This is a genomic window from Saccharopolyspora sp. 6M, from assembly GCF_020176775.1.
GTDB lineage: Bacteria > Actinomycetota > Actinomycetes > Mycobacteriales > Pseudonocardiaceae > Saccharopolyspora_C > Saccharopolyspora_C gregorii.
Window position 1 is genome coordinate 13,019 of record NZ_JAIUJZ010000014.1, and the last position, 13,421, is coordinate 26,439.

General features: G+C 72.4%; 13 protein-coding genes. 9 read left to right on the top strand and 4 right to left on the bottom strand.

Annotation, left to right across the window (positions count from 1 at the left end; all coding sequences use genetic code 11):
• Nucleotides 1-137: 137 nt before the first annotated feature.
• Nucleotides 138-980, top strand: a complete 843-nt coding sequence (locus LCD31_RS02630; protein ID WP_224955801.1) for a metal-dependent hydrolase — start codon at nt 138-140, stop codon at nt 978-980.
• A 289-nt stretch (nt 981-1,269) separates the two neighbouring features.
• Here LCD31_RS02630 and LCD31_RS02635 read toward each other — a convergent pair whose 3' ends face one another.
• Entirely contained in the window at nt 1,270-1,476 is a 207-nt protein-coding gene (locus tag LCD31_RS02635) for a hypothetical protein (RefSeq protein WP_224955802.1), read from the bottom strand.
• A 172-nt stretch (nt 1,477-1,648) separates the two neighbouring features.
• Between LCD31_RS02635 and LCD31_RS02640 the strand changes: the two genes are divergently transcribed.
• Entirely contained in the window at nt 1,649-2,353 is a 705-nt protein-coding gene (locus tag LCD31_RS02640) for an NUDIX domain-containing protein (protein ID WP_224955803.1), read from the top strand.
• Here LCD31_RS02640 and LCD31_RS02645 read toward each other — a convergent pair.
• Together LCD31_RS02645 and LCD31_RS02650 are read right to left on the bottom strand one after the other, a co-directional pair.
• Nucleotides 2,293-2,481: a hypothetical protein gene (locus tag LCD31_RS02645; RefSeq protein ID WP_224955804.1), complete on the bottom strand. Its 189-nt coding sequence runs from the start codon at nt 2,479-2,481 to the stop codon at nt 2,293-2,295. The genes LCD31_RS02640 and LCD31_RS02645 overlap by 61 nt on opposite strands.
• Nucleotides 2,482-2,583: 102 nt before the next feature.
• The gene (locus tag LCD31_RS02650) at nt 2,584-3,297 is read right to left on the bottom strand and encodes an NUDIX domain-containing protein (protein WP_224955805.1); all 714 of its coding nucleotides are present in this window, start codon (nt 3,295-3,297) and stop codon (nt 2,584-2,586) included.
• Between the two features lie 287 nt (nt 3,298-3,584).
• Here LCD31_RS02650 and LCD31_RS02655 point away from each other — a divergent pair, with 287 nt between their 5' ends.
• The 5 genes from LCD31_RS02655 to LCD31_RS02675 all read left to right on the top strand — a co-directional run bounded on the left by LCD31_RS02655 (nt 3,585) and on the right by LCD31_RS02675 (nt 11,125).
• Nucleotides 3,585-4,478: a 5'-methylthioadenosine/S-adenosylhomocysteine nucleosidase gene (locus tag LCD31_RS02655; RefSeq protein ID WP_224955806.1), complete on the top strand. Its 894-nt coding sequence runs from the start codon at nt 3,585-3,587 to the stop codon at nt 4,476-4,478.
• Between the two features lie 83 nt (nt 4,479-4,561).
• On the top strand, nt 4,562-6,622 hold the full coding sequence (locus tag LCD31_RS02660) for a hypothetical protein (RefSeq protein WP_224955807.1): 2,061 nt from the start codon (nt 4,562-4,564) through the stop codon (nt 6,620-6,622).
• Nucleotides 6,623-6,883: 261 nt separating this feature from the next.
• A complete protein-coding gene (locus tag LCD31_RS02665; protein ID WP_224955808.1) occupies nt 6,884-7,963 on the top strand; it encodes an AMP-binding protein in 1,080 nt (359 codons plus the stop codon).
• Nucleotides 7,963-10,311 (top strand): aldehyde dehydrogenase family protein, encoded by a 2,349-nt coding sequence (locus LCD31_RS02670; protein ID WP_224955809.1) that lies wholly within the window; start codon nt 7,963-7,965, stop codon nt 10,309-10,311. Before LCD31_RS02665 ends, LCD31_RS02670 begins: the two co-directional genes overlap by 1 nt.
• A gap of 166 nt (nt 10,312-10,477) precedes the next feature.
• Nucleotides 10,478-11,125 (top strand): TetR/AcrR family transcriptional regulator, encoded by a 648-nt coding sequence (locus tag LCD31_RS02675; protein ID WP_224955895.1) that lies wholly within the window; start codon nt 10,478-10,480, stop codon nt 11,123-11,125.
• Between the two features lie 24 nt (nt 11,126-11,149).
• On the opposite strand, the gene LCD31_RS29455 is transcribed toward LCD31_RS02675, so the two are convergent.
• Nucleotides 11,150-11,452, bottom strand: a complete 303-nt coding sequence (locus LCD31_RS29455; RefSeq protein WP_224955810.1) for a putative quinol monooxygenase — start codon at nt 11,450-11,452, stop codon at nt 11,150-11,152.
• A gap of 157 nt (nt 11,453-11,609) precedes the next feature.
• Here LCD31_RS29455 and LCD31_RS02685 point away from each other — a divergent pair, with 157 nt between their 5' ends.
• A complete protein-coding gene (locus LCD31_RS02685) occupies nt 11,610-13,052 on the top strand; it encodes an aromatic amino acid ammonia-lyase (RefSeq protein ID WP_224955811.1) in 1,443 nt (480 codons plus the stop codon).
• Nucleotides 13,053-13,222: 170 nt separating this feature from the next.
• Nucleotides 13,223-13,399, top strand: a complete 177-nt coding sequence (locus LCD31_RS02690; RefSeq protein WP_224955812.1) for a CsbD family protein — start codon at nt 13,223-13,225, stop codon at nt 13,397-13,399.
• The last annotated feature ends 22 nt before the right edge of the window (nt 13,400-13,421 follow it).

Below are 13,421 nucleotides of genomic sequence, written 5' to 3' on the forward strand. Positions count from 1 at the left end.
CGTTTCCAAGATCATGTTCAATGTCCGTTGGGCCGCAACGGAAATCGGCGGTCCGGTGATCCGGCGCTGCGCCGTCCGGCCGAGCGCCGCGTTCGTCCGTTCGGCCGCGGCGCCTCGACCGAGGGAGCGGACGGGGCATGGAAGCGGGCGGCCACGCGTGCACGGGAGCGTTGGCGGGGGCGGTGTCGAGCAGCACGGTGGGCGCGCTCACCGGCGCGGACCTCGGAGTCGCGGGCACCGCGCTGGGGGCGCTGCTGGGCGCGGGTGCGGCGCTGCTGCCCGACCTGGACGCCGACGGCGCCACCGCCTACCGCAGCGGTGGGCGGGTGACGGCGCTGGTGGGCGAGTTCTTCCAGCTCCTGGCGCGCACCACCTACGGCCGGACGCGACTCCCGCACGACCCGCCCGGCGACGGGGAGCACCGCGGTCTCGTGCACACCCCCGTCTTCGCGGCGGGGCTGGGACTGCTGGTCGCGTTGGGCGCGCTGCTGACGCCGTGGGTGACGGGCGTCGCGATGGTCCTGGTGCTGGCGCCCGGGATCAGCGCCCTGTCCCGGTCCGGGCCGAAGTGGGTGCGCCGCAGGCTGTGCACCGACCAGGACGCGGTGGCGCTGATCGCCGCGGTCGCGATCAGCTGGTCGCTGGCGTCGGCGGGTGCGATGGCCGAACTCGGCTGGTTCGCCGGGCTGTCCATCACGATGGGGATGCTGGTGCACTCGGTGGGGGATTCGGCGACGCGCAGCGGGATCTGCTGGACGTTCCCGATCCGCCGCCGCTGCGCCAAGTGCAGCCGCAAGCGGGCCGCGCGGTGCTCGGGGGCCCGCTGGCGGCGCGGTCACGTGCTGCCGAAGTCGATGCGCTGGAGCGTCGGATCGAAGCAGGGCAAGCGGATCGAGCGCACCATCGAGCTGGTCTGCCTGGTCCTGGTCGCGGTGCTGCTGGTGCCGGACGCGGCCGAGTTCGCCCGCACCCTCGGCTGAGCCTCGCGGTTCCCGTTGCGGTGGATTCGGCTACCACCGGACGTTCGCGGACGGCTGGGCGACCGGGATGGCTGGGCGACCGCGATGGCTGGGCGTCCGGGGTCGGCTGGCGTCCGGGGGCGGCTGGGCGTCCGGGGATGGCTGGGCGTTCGCGGATGGCTGGGTGTCCGGGGGACGCGGCCCCGGCGCGCACTCCCGCCGGTGCGCGGCCGGGACCGCTCGCCGACGGCGGAACCCCCGTTCCCCCTCCGCCGCCGGCGGCTTCATCCCGCTGCGATCGCGGGTCGTCTCACAGCATTCGGGCCGCGAGCCAGACGGTGATCACGCCGGTGAGCGCCAGGACCGGCGCGCTCATCGAGGACGGGTCCGACCAGCAGCTCTCGATCACGGCAGCGGAGATCGTGGCCGCCCACACGAGCGGACCAGACCGGGTCCGCCTGCGGCGGCGCCTGCCGACCGGCAGCGGAGCCGTTCGGTGCGCGGAAGTCGTGGCCATCATGGAAGAACCTCCTGTCGAACGCCGTAAACTGCTCGCTGATGCCTCATGGGTAGTCCCACGTTCCCGCCCGCTCTACGTCAGAAGTCACGTTCGGCGGATTTCCCAGGCCGACCGGCTGAGCCGGTGCGGTCCGGGGCCCGGGACTCCGGACGCCGCGTAGGGTCCGGTCATGGCTCGTGTTCCTCGCCCGCGGCGGACGGTCTCGGTGACCGCGGATCTGGTGATCTTGACCATCCGCTCCGGCCGGTCGTGCGTGTTGCTGGTGGAACGTGCGGGGGAGCCGTTCGCGGGACGGCTCGCGCTGCCGGGCGGATTCCTGCGCGGCGACGAGAGCCTGGAGCAGACGGCGTCCCGGGAGTTGCGGGAGGAGACCGGGCTGGTCGCGGAATCCCTGCCGCTGGAGCAGATCGGCACCTATTCGGCGCCGGACCGGGATCCGCGCGACCCCCGCGTGATCACCTGTGCGTTCCTGGCGATCGCCCCTGATCTGCCGCTGCCGGAGGCGGGATCGGACGCCCGGGCGGCGAGCTGGGTGCCCGTGTCGGAGGCCCGGTCGGCGGAGCTCGCGTTCGACCACTCGCGGATCCTGCGCGACGCGGTCGACGTGGCCCGGCAGAAGCTCCGGTTCACCACGGTGGCCACCGCGTTCTGCGACGCGGAGTTCACCATCGGCGAGCTGCGCGAGGTCTACGAGGCGGTGTGGGAGGTCGAGCTGGACCGCCCCAACTTCCACCGCAAGGTCACCGATGCGGAGGGGTTCGTCGTGCCGACGGGGGAGCGGCGGGCCGCGTCGAACGGGCGCCCGGCGGCGCTCTACCGGCCGGGTCCCGCGGAAGAACTGGTGCCGCCCATGATGCCGCCGCGCAGGAGTTGATCGCCGCCGTCCGCCGCGGCGGAGTGGTCCGGCGAGTGGACGATGAGCGTGCCGCTGAGCAGCGCGCCGCTGAGGAAGGCGATGACGACGGCGTGCACCGCGAGCCGGAACGAGCAGTGGATCTGCATCTCGAACCCCTTGTTGTCAAAGTGACTATAAGTGCGTCGGTGATGACGTTAGGGCTGTTCCGCAGTTGATGTCAATGCGACAACAAGGGGACGGGTGGGGCGTCAGTCCTCGCGCCCGGGTCGCAGCATCGCCGGGTGCAGCAGCGAAGCGCCGCCGGAGCGGTACAGCGCGGCCGGACGTCCGCCATCCCGGGTGGTGCGTTCCCCGGTGGGGACGAGGAAATCCGGTACGCCGGTGAGCTTGCGGTGGAAGTTCCGGGCGTCCAGGCGGGTGTCCCACACGATCTCGTAGATCCGCCGCAGGTCGGTCATGGTGAACTCGGAGGAGCAGAACGACGCCGCGAGCGTGGTGTACTCCAGCTTGCCGCGAGCCCGCTCCACCGCGTCGGCGATGATCCGTGCGTGGTCGAAGGCGACTCGCGTCTCGCCCGCCAGCACGTCGCGCGCCGGCGTCCAGGTGGCGGCGCGCGCATCGCCGCCCGCGGTGGGCTCGGGCAGGTCGGCGACGAATGCCAGGTAGCACACGGTGATCACCCGCCGCCGCGGGTCGCGGTCCGGCGTGCCGTAGGTGCGGAGCTGCTCCAGGTGCAGGCCCTGCGGGTGCAGGCCGGTCTCCTCGGTGAGCTCCCGCGCCGCGGCGTCATCGACGTCCTCGGTGTCGTCGAACAGGAATCCGCCGGGTAGTGCGAGCATTCCGCGGTACGGGTCCTCGCCCCGCTCCACGAGCATGATCCGCAGCGCGCCGTCGCGGACGGTCAGGATCGCGAGGTCGACGGCCAGCGCGACTTCGGGGATCGTCCAATCGTCGTCGGACACGGTGGGCACCCCCGGTCATGATCGGTCGGCTCGGACGTCTGTCCACTAGGTACACCGTACTCGTGCTGGTAGCGGCGCCGCCGATGCGCAACAGTTATCGTCATGTTGACTATAAGACTCCGGATGGGCTAGCGTCCCTCGCGCCGCGGCACCAGCACATCGCCGCGGATCCCGCTTCCCGGCCCCGGAAACGCATTCGCGACCACCGCCCCGGGAAGCGCTCTCCGCTGAGCACCTGAGCGCCAGAGCACGACCAGCAACCCTGATCGAAGCGATGGAGCAACACGATGATCGTCATCTTGACGGCGTTGGACGTCGAGTACACCGCGGTCCGCGCACACCTCACCGGTCGCTCGAAGCATTGGAGCGGCAAGGGAACCCTGTTCGAAGTGGGAGAGCTGACCTCCCGGCCCGGCCGGGAGGTGGCGATCGCCAAACTGGGCCAGGGCACGATCAACGCAGGCGTGCTCACCGAACGCGCCATCGACGAGTTCCGCCCGGACGCGCTGCTGTTCGTCGGCGTCGCCGGGGCGCTCCGCGACTGGCTGAACCTCGGCGACGTGGTGGTCGCCAACCGGGTCTACGGCTACCACGGCGGAAAGAGCGAAGACGGAGGGTTCCGCACCCGACCCCGGGCTTGGGACATCCCGCACCGCATCGAGCAGGCCGTGCACCAGGTGTCCCTGTCCGACGACTGGTGCGCCGGGCTCACCGCCGACGGCGGCGTCCCCGCCGTCCACAGCGCCCCGATCGCCGCAGGTGACGTGGTGCTGAATTCGCGGACCTCCGAGTACGCGGAACGGCTCCGCGAGACCTACAACGACGCGATCGCCGTGGAGATGGAGGGTGCCGGATTCGCCCTCGCCGGGCACATCAACGACAACGCGCAACTCGCGGTCGTGCGCGCCATCAGCGATCGCGCCGACGGGAAGAAGGAGTCCGTCGACGGCGAAGGTTGGCAGGCCACCGCTGCCCGCAACGCGGCCGCCTACGCCGCAGCGCTCTGCGCGGCGCTGGAGGAGCGGGGTGGGCGACGGCGTGGCAGGCGCCCCGGCCCGGATTCGGGGCCTCCGCCGCTAGGCGGCCCGGTCGTGCAGGGCAACGCCCAGGTGGGAGAAGTGGCGACCTTCAGCACCGGTTCGCGCACCATCAACATGGGTGGCCGCGGGGGGAACTCGTGAACGTTCCTCCCTGGGTCGATCTGAGCTCCGAATGGCCAAGCGTCCACGTTGGAGGTGAAGCGGAAGTCGGTCAAGCCGTCGGCGTGCACATCGGCGAAACGGCGATCCACCGCGACGGGACGTACCACATCAACCGCGGCGATCCGCCGGAGCGCAAGGAAGAAGTGGCGCTCCACCACCTGGAAGGAGGTACTCCGCGCCCAGCGGAGAAACTGCTCCGCGAGATTCTCGAAGCAGGGCACGGGAACACGCGCCGCTCCTACCTCTACGCGCTCGCGCTGTTCAGCGAACGCGCGCTCACCGAAGTCGACGCTGCCGTACTGGATGAGTTCGACGTGGCCCGGAAAGTGGCGGAACGATGTCCGCGGGACGAGTGGCGCGACGCACTGGACGTGGTGGACGAGCTCTTCCGCCGGGCATGGGAGCAGAATCCGCACGGCCCGGCCGAATCGGTGGGCTTCGCGCCGGTGGACACCGGTTACGACGCGTTGCCCGCGATCATACGGGGCCAGATCACCAGGCACCTGAAGTTGATCCTCGACGGTGTCACGGCGACCCGCCTCGCATCGGCGGAGACCGACCGAGTCCTGGGCGAGCGGATGGCCCCGGACCGCAAGGGGAGGGCGTGGAAGTTCTTCGAACCCGACCCGGCACGACCACGCGCGTTCGTTCCGGCCCGTACCGTGGTCGGTACTCCGGTGTGGACGCGGTCGGGACTCGGAGTCCTCAGCGGGCTGCTCGGCCTGTACACCTCGTTCGCGTACTGGGAAAGCCTCGCCATGTGGTGCGGTCTGGCTCTGGTGGTCGGCGGTGGGCTCCTCGCCTGTCGTCACGAGTTCACCCGCCGAGTGTTGGATAAGGAGCGGCAACGCGCCGAGCGGGAGCACGACGATCAGGTTCCGGACGAGGCCCCGCCTTCCCCCGGGCATTGGGTGCGGACCGATTTCGTCGCGGCCGTCCACGAACGCGTCGCAGCGGGCTTCCGAGCCGTCCGCCCGCACATCGCGGGACAGTGGAAGGCGCAGACCCGCGGTGTCCGCCGCACTCTGACCATCCGCCTCGCGGCGCTGTACGGAAACGCCGGTGTGGAACCGGAATCGCTGGACTGGCTGATCCGCTGGCACGGCTATCGATGCGCTGAGCGTTGGCGGGCCGGCGCGCTCTTCGGGCATCGCACGGAACTGCTTCCCACCCGGCGCACCGTCCTGCTCTTGCGATCGGGCATCGCGCTCGCGGCCACCGGCGCGGTGGTGATGATGACATCGGGAGCGGTGCTGCCCGCGCTGCTGCTCGTCGGCAGCGGATACCTCGGGCTCGTGCACGGTGTCGAACTGGCCGCCGCTCGCCGGGACGACCTGCGCAGGACCGCGGCTGATGCTGCGTTGCACGACGAAGAGCTGAAGGCCTTCGCGGAGTGGACCTCGATGCTCGCGGACCGTCCGTCAGACGAGGAGATGGGGCGATGGCTGAACCTGGACAAGCGTTACCTGATCACGGCGGCGACCCGGCACGGCAGGTTGGCCGGAAATGATCTCATGGATCAGTTCGTGACCTTGGAGAAGGCGCCGCGAGCGCGCCAGGCGCTCGTTCCGGGCGGGCCGCCGCGCTACTCCGAATACGTGGTCAAGGTCTTCCTGCTCACGCACAACGGGGTTCGAGTCGTCGAGTCCGAGCTGAACTTCCTCAACGGGGCACGCAGGAACGAGCAGCGCTCGTCGTTCCGCTACGAAGCACTGGCCTCCGCCGGCATCACCGAGGTGGGGGTGCGCGTCGCCAACGACAGGTACGCGCTGCGGAACGAGAACAGGCCCGATTCGTTGGAGATCGTGCGGTTGCGCAGCCGGACTCTGCGACTGGTGCTGTTCAACGGACCGGACATCACGGTCATCACGAACAAGTTCGACCGCCTCCGCGATGTGACCAGCGAGGAGGAAGCCCATCTGCGAGACCGCGAGCTCGACGCGGCCGGGATCCCCACCGCGCTGCGCACGCTGGAAGCGGTGGCGTCCGAAGGGGGACGCTGGATGCAGCGGGAGCACGAGCGCAGGCGGCGGTTGCGTCGTGATCGGCCTGCGCGGGAAGGCCGGGTGCTGGATACCGTCGCTGCTGATCGTTCCGGGCGGACCACGGGTTCGCCGCGCTGACGGGCTTTCGCCGGTGCGCGGCCCGTCGGGATCGGCCGCGCACCGCGGTCTGTGATGGCTGGCACGGTTGGTTCCGGTGGTGCGGAGCATGTGATCTGCTGGAGCCGCGCTCGAAGGAGCCGCACCGTCGGAAGGCCGTCGCCGTCCCTCCGCGCTCGTGCTGCGGGAGTCCGGTCGCGATCGCACCACCGCCCGTGCCCGCGCCGCTCGCCGCGGGAAACCACCGGGCCGACGCCTGTGATCACCGGATTCGGAGAAGCCGTGCACTGGAACTGGAACGACACCGCGGAGTTCGACGAGGAAGCATTCCTGTCGGCCGCGATGGACTGGCACTTCTCCCCGGAGACCGGTTCGCCGTTCTGGCTGGACCGGGCGGATTCGCTCGGGTTCGACCCGCGGCGCGACGTGCGCGGGCACGCCGACCTGGCCCGCTTCCCGAACGTGGTGAACGAGCTCCGCGGCGTCCCGATCCGAGACCTGGTGCCGCGGGGCTACGGCGACCGGCCCGACGTGCTCGGCGCGTTCGACAGCGGTGGCACCACCGGTGTGCCGAAGCGGGTCGTGCTGCTGCGGGACTGGCTGGAGCACTCGCTGGCGTGGAAGTCGGCGCGGATGGACGAACTCGGCTTCCCGCGCGACGCGCACTGGCTGACGGTGGCGCCCAGCGGCCCGCACATCTTCGGCAGGTTGATGGCGGAACTGCCCGGCATGCGGGGCGGTGTCGCGTTCACCGTGGACCTCGACCCGCGGTGGGTGCGCCGCAGCATCGCCGAAGGCCGCCCGGACGAAGCCGACCGCTACGCCGAGCACGTCGTGGACCAGGTGGAAGCGGTGCTGGACACCCAGGAGATCGGGGTGCTGGTGGCCACCCCGCCGCTGCTGGAGCGCATCGCCGAGCGCGACCGGCTCACCGAGGTGATCAACGACCGGGTGCGCACCATCATGTGGGGCGGTGCGCACCTGGACCCGGACACCCGGCACCTGCTGCGGCACGAGGTGTTCCCGGACGTGGCGCTGCGCGGCCAGTACGGCAGCACCACGATCCTCGGCGGCAGCATGGAACGGCCGGGCTGCGACGGCAGGTCCTGCACCTTCGACTCGTTCTCGCCGCACACCACGTTCACCGTCGTCGACCCGGACACCGGTGCGGAGGTGGCGGAAGGCGAGCGCGGGCAGGTCGTGATGCACCACGTCAGCAGGTCCATGCTGCTGCCGAACAACCTCGAACGCGACGTCGCCACCCGCGTCGCCGCGCCCGCCGGAGCGCTCGGATCCTCGGTCGCGGACGTCGCGCCCGTGGCGACCTTCGAGAACGCCGCCGTGATCGAAGGGGTGTACTGATGGGACCCCGGCAGCTCGACGCGCTCGGCACCACCGGCGCGTTCCGCGCCACCCGCCGCCAGCAGGTCACCGCCGTCGACGGCGCGGTGCTCGCCGAGCTGAGCCTGGTGCCCCGGCTGCACGTCAAGCGCAACGTCGCCGCGCTGCGCCGGGCCGAGCCGCTGTCCGCGCCGCGGCGTCGACGCGCGCTCGCCGACGCGGCCCGGGCCTTCCTCGGCACCGTGGACGGGATCGCGCTGCCCGAGCACGAACGCGCGGTGTGCCGGGCGTCCGGCGTCGCGCTGCCCGTGGTGCGGGCCGCGTCGCTCGCCCTCGCCCGCAGCGCCGAAGCGGCCGCCGACTCGGTGGACCGGGCCCGCCCGACCGGTTCCGCCGCGCACTGGCTGGACCGAGCCGGATCGGGGGCGGTGTGGGCGCGTCGCGGTGACGTGCTCGCCGTGCACGCGCCCGGCAACCACCCGGGCACGCACACCGAGTGGATCGAGGCGCTCGCGCTCGGGTACCGGATCGCGGTGCGCCCCTCCGGGCGGGAGCCGTTCACCCCGCACCGGCTGGTCACCGCGCTGCGGCACGCCGGTTTCGGGCCCGACCAGGTGGTGCTGCTGCCGACGGACCACGGCGTCGCCGACGACCTGGTGGCCACCGCCGACCTCGCTCTCGTCTACGGCGGTGACCAGGCGGTGCGCCGCTACGGGAACCGCTCCGACGTGCTGGTGCAGGGTCCCGGCCGGTCCAAGGTGCTGCTCGCCGACGGGCGGCCCGCCGAGCACCTCGACGTGCTCGTCGACTCGATCACCGGTCACGGCGGGACGGCCTGCGTCAACGCCACCGCCGTGTTCGTCGACGGCGACGCCGAGGACCTGGCCCGGCGGCTCGCCGCGGAGCTCGACGCGATCCCGGTGCTGTCCGCCGACCACGACGAGGCGGTGCTGCCCGCGCACACCCCCGAACGCGCCCGCGAACTCGAAGCGCACCTGCGGTCCAAGCTCGACGGCGGCGCCCGGCTGATCACCGCGGGCGACCTGGTGCGCGAGCAACCCGACGGTTCCGCGGTGCTGCGCCCCGCCGTCGTGCTGCTCGACGCCTCCGACGCGCCGCAGGCCGGGGTGGAGCTGCCGTTCCCCTGCGCCTGGGTGGCGCCGTGGACGCCGGACGACGGCACCGGACCGCTGCGCGACACCCTGGTGCTCACCGCCGTCACCGGCGACGACGGGCTGCTCACCCGGCTCGTCGACGAGCCGAGCATCAGCAACGTGCACGTCGGCGACCACGCCACCCACCTGATGGCGCCGGGACTCCCGCACGACGGGCACCTCGCCGAATTCCTGATGCGCAGCAAGACGGTGCTGCGCACCGGGACCGAGGACGCCGACCCGCACACCAGGCTGCTCGGGCTGCTGTCCGGGCACTGGGCGGCGCGCGCCGTGCACGTCGCCGCCGAGCTCGGCATCGCCGACCGGGTGCGGGAGCGGCCGCTGACCGGCGCGGAGGTCGCCGCCGGTGCCGGCACCGATCCCGGCGCGACCGAACGGCTGCTGCGCCACCTCGCGCACCTCGGCCTGTTCCGCGACACCGGGGGCGGTGCGTTCACCACGACCGGGACCGGCGCGCTGCTGCGCGACGACGACCCGTTCCGGGATCTGGTCCGGCTCTACGGCGCCGAGTTCTACCAGGCGTGGAACGAGCTGGAGTCCGCGGTGCGCACCGGGGGGACCGCCTTCGGCCACCACTTCGGCATCGAGCACTTCGACCACTTCGCCCGGCACCACGGCACCGCGCGGACGTTCGACCGCGCCATGCGCGCCGTGACCCGGCTGGTCGGGGAGGCGTTGCCCGCGGTGGCGGAGTTCCCGGCGACGGGCACCGCGATCGACGTCGGCGGCGGTGACGGCACCCTGCTGCGGCACGTCCTCGCGGCGAACCCCGGCCTGCGCGGCGTGCTGTTCGACCGCGACCACGTCGCGGGTCGCCTCGACGACGACTGCGGCGGCCGGTTGACGGCCGCGGCGGGCGACTTCTTCCGGCAGGTGCCCGCGGGCGGCGACGTCTACCTGCTGTCCCGGGTCCTGCACGACTGGAACGACGCGGACTGCGTGCGGCTGCTGCGGACCTGCCGGGACGCCTGCGAACCCGGTGCGCGGCTGCTCGTCGTGGAACGGCTGCTGCCGGACGGCCCGGGCCGGGAATCGTTGGCCGCGGCCTGGGACGTGCAGATGCTGGCGATCACCGGCGGTCGCGAACGGCACCGCGACGAGTACGAGAAGCTGCTCAGCGGCGCCGGGTTCGCCGTCGAATCGGCGCGGCGGCTGCCGGTGGACCTGTCGCTGCTCGCCGCCCGGGCCGTGTGAGGCCGAAACCGGGCGATCTGGTCGGATGTGACGTGGCTCCGAGATCGGGGCGAGCTCGGTTCAGTCGGTTGACTCAACCGGGTGGTGGTTGTTGACTGGCGGTGCGCGAGAAGCCCGTGCGCAGCGGGAACTCCGCGCCGGACGGGTGGAATGGGTGGTGGTGCAGATGGCGGGCCAAGCGGCGCGCAGCGAGCGGGTCGGGGCGACCCGGGAAGCGATCCTGGACACGGCGGAGCGGTTGTTCGCCGAGAACGGGGTGTTCGCGGTGTCCAACCGGCAGGTCAGCGAAGCCGCCGGTCAGGGCAACAACACCGCCGTCGGGTACCACTTCGGCACCAAGACCGACCTGGTGCGGGCCATCGTGCGCAGGCACGCCGAACCGATCGACCTGATCCGGGTGCGGATGCTCGCCGAGATCAGCCCGGACGCGGGCGTCCGGGACTGGGTCGAGTGCCTGGTGCGCCCCAGCATCGAGCACCTCGCCTCGCTGGGCGTGCCGACCTGGTTCGCCCGGTTCGGCGCGCAGGTCATGACCGATCCGTCGCTGCGCCCGGTGATGGTGGAGGAATCGCTCAGCGAGCCCTCGCTGCACCGGATCATCGACGGGCTGCGCCGGTGCCTGCCCGCGCTGCCGGACGAGGTGCGCGCCGAACGCAACGACATGGCGCGGCAGCTCATGGTGCACATGCCCGCCGAACGGGAGCGGGCGCTCGCCGATTCCGCCACCACGCCGCGCTCCAGCTGGGACGACGCCGCCACCGGGCTCGTCGACGCCATCACCGGGCTGTGGCTGGCCCCGGTGACCGCCCGCTGAGCGGACCCGCCCACCGGGCGGTGATCAAGATTCGTGCACCAGGCGTTCGGTGACGGTGACCTGGCGGGAGTCCGGCACCAGGTGCTCGGCCGCGGCCTCGGTCCAGGCGGCGAAGTGCGGGCTCGCCCGGTGCGCCTCCAGCGCCTCCCGGTCCCGGTACACCTCGTACAGGAAGAAGTGGTGGTCGTCCGCGGTGTCGACGACCACGTCGAAGCTCACGCAGCCCGGCTCGTTCGCCGCGGACGCCTCGGCGTCGGCGGTGATGGCGGCCAGGAAACCGTCCCGGTGGCCGGGCTTGACCTGCAGGGACACGACGAGGGCGAGCACTCGGTCCTCCTGTTCGCGGACGGTCGGCGACCCGGCGGCCGCCGACCGGCGACGATAACCCCGGCCGTGGCCGCCCGGCCCGCGGAGTGCGGATGATCTCACCGGCGCCGCGTCCCGCCGCGCCCATACTGGACCGGCCGATCGAGAGGAGACGAGAGTGATCCGGGTGGACGGCCGCACGCTGCGGTGCGCCGACGTCGCCGACGTCGCGCGGACCGCGGGACCGCCGGCGATCGACCTGTCCACGGCGGCGTTGCGGGTGGCCGAGCACTCGTGGCGGCTCGCCGACGAGCTCAGCACCGAACGCGTCGTGTACGGCCGGACCACCGGCGTCGGCGCCAACAAGGACGACGTGGTCGGCGACCGCGACTCCGCCGAGCACGGGCTCCGGCTGCTGCGCAGCCACGCGGGCGGCAGCGGCGAACCCATGTCCGCCGAGCACACCCGCGGCACGCTGTTGATCCGCCTCAATCAGCTCGTCGCGGGCCGCGCGGGAGTCAGCCCCGACCTGATCACCGCGCTCGCCCAGGCGGTCCGCACCGGGGCGCTGCCGCTGGTGCACCGGCTCGGCGCCATCGGCACCGGCGACCTCGCACCGCTCGCCGAGATCGCGCTCGCCCTCGCCGGAGAACGCCCCTGGCTGTCCGGGCGGGTCGAGCCGGTGGAGATCGCGGCGGGCGACGCGCTCGCGTTCATGAGCAGCAACGCCGCCACCCTCGCCGAAGCGACTCTCGCCACCCTCGACCTGGAGCGGCTCACCCGCGCCAGCCACGTCGTCGCCGCGCTCACCTACGTCGCCCTCGACGGCAACCCGGAGGCGTACGCGACGCCGGTGCACGAAGCCCGCCCGCACGCCGGGCAGGTCGGTTGCGCCGCCCAGATGCGGCGGCTGCTCGGGCTGGACAGCACCCCGAAACCGGGCAGGCGCATCCAGGACCCGTTCGGGCTGCGCGCCTACCCGCAGGTGCAGGGCGCCGCCGTGGACGCGGTGCACTACCTGCGGGACGTGCTCGCCATCGAGATCAACGCGGGCACCGAGAACCCGATGATCTCGGTGGTGCACCGCGACGCCTACCACCACGCGCACTTCCACACCGCCTACGTCGCCTCCGCGCTCGACTGGGTGCGGGCGACGGTGCACCAGGTGGCGGAGCTCTCCGCCGCGCGCCTCGGCGACCTGGTCGAGCCGGAGTTCACCGGGCTGCGCCCGTTCCTCGCCGCCGGCCCCACCGGCAGCTCCGGGGTGATGATCCTCGAATACGTGGCGCACGACGCGCTCGCGGAACTGCGCCACGCCGCGCTGCCCGCCACCCTCGGCACCGCCGTCGTCTCCCGCGGGCTCGAAGACCACGCCAGCTTCTCCACCCAGGCCGCGCGCGCCACCACCGCTGCCGCCGCCGCGTACCGGCGGCTGCTGGCCTGCGAGCTCGTCGCCGCGGTGCGGGCGCTGCGGATGCGCGAGGCCGACCTGGTGGACGTGCCGGCGCGGGACGCGTTCCGGCTCGCCGCCGACACCCTCGACCCGCGGGTGGAGGACCGGCCGCTCACCGAGGACATCAGCAAGGCCGGGGACCTCCTCGACGAGCTCGTCCGCATCTGACGGACCAGGCCGAGGGGGATCCGGCCACGCCGCGCCGGAACCCGAGCCACCGCGCCGCCCGCCCACCGGTGAACCGGCGGCCGAACGGGTGTGCGCACCGGGATGTGTAGCCGCGCGCTGAACGGGTACGCGCCGGTGGAAGGCAACGTCCACCGGAAGGAGATGACGTCGTGGGTGACGAGGACAAGGCCCAGCACAAGGCGGAAGAGCTCAAGGGCCAGGCCAAGGAGAAGGCCGGGGACGTCACCGGCAACGAGCAGTGGCAGGCCGAAGGCAAGGCCGACCAGGCCAAGGGCGGTTTCAAGCAGGCCGTGGAGAAGGTGAAGGACGCCGTGAAGGGGCGCTGAACCAGAACTCCGTCCCGCCAGG

Excerpts from the sequence above, each read along its gene's own strand:
- LCD31_RS02630 (WP_224955801.1), top strand. The coding sequence starts at position 138 with ATGGAAGCGGGCGGCCACGCGTGCACGGGAGCGTTGGCGGGGGCGGTG.
- LCD31_RS02635 (WP_224955802.1), bottom strand. The coding sequence starts at position 1,476 with ATGGCCACGACTTCCGCGCACCGAACGGCTCCGCTGCCGGTCGGCAGG.
- LCD31_RS02640 (WP_224955803.1), top strand. The coding sequence starts at position 1,649 with ATGGCTCGTGTTCCTCGCCCGCGGCGGACGGTCTCGGTGACCGCGGAT.
- LCD31_RS02645 (WP_224955804.1), bottom strand. The coding sequence starts at position 2,481 with ATGCAGATCCACTGCTCGTTCCGGCTCGCGGTGCACGCCGTCGTCATC.
- LCD31_RS02655 (WP_224955806.1), top strand. The coding sequence starts at position 3,585 with ATGATCGTCATCTTGACGGCGTTGGACGTCGAGTACACCGCGGTCCGC.
- LCD31_RS02670 (WP_224955809.1), top strand. The coding sequence starts at position 7,963 with ATGGGACCCCGGCAGCTCGACGCGCTCGGCACCACCGGCGCGTTCCGC.
- LCD31_RS02675 (WP_224955895.1), top strand. The coding sequence starts at position 10,478 with ATGGCGGGCCAAGCGGCGCGCAGCGAGCGGGTCGGGGCGACCCGGGAA.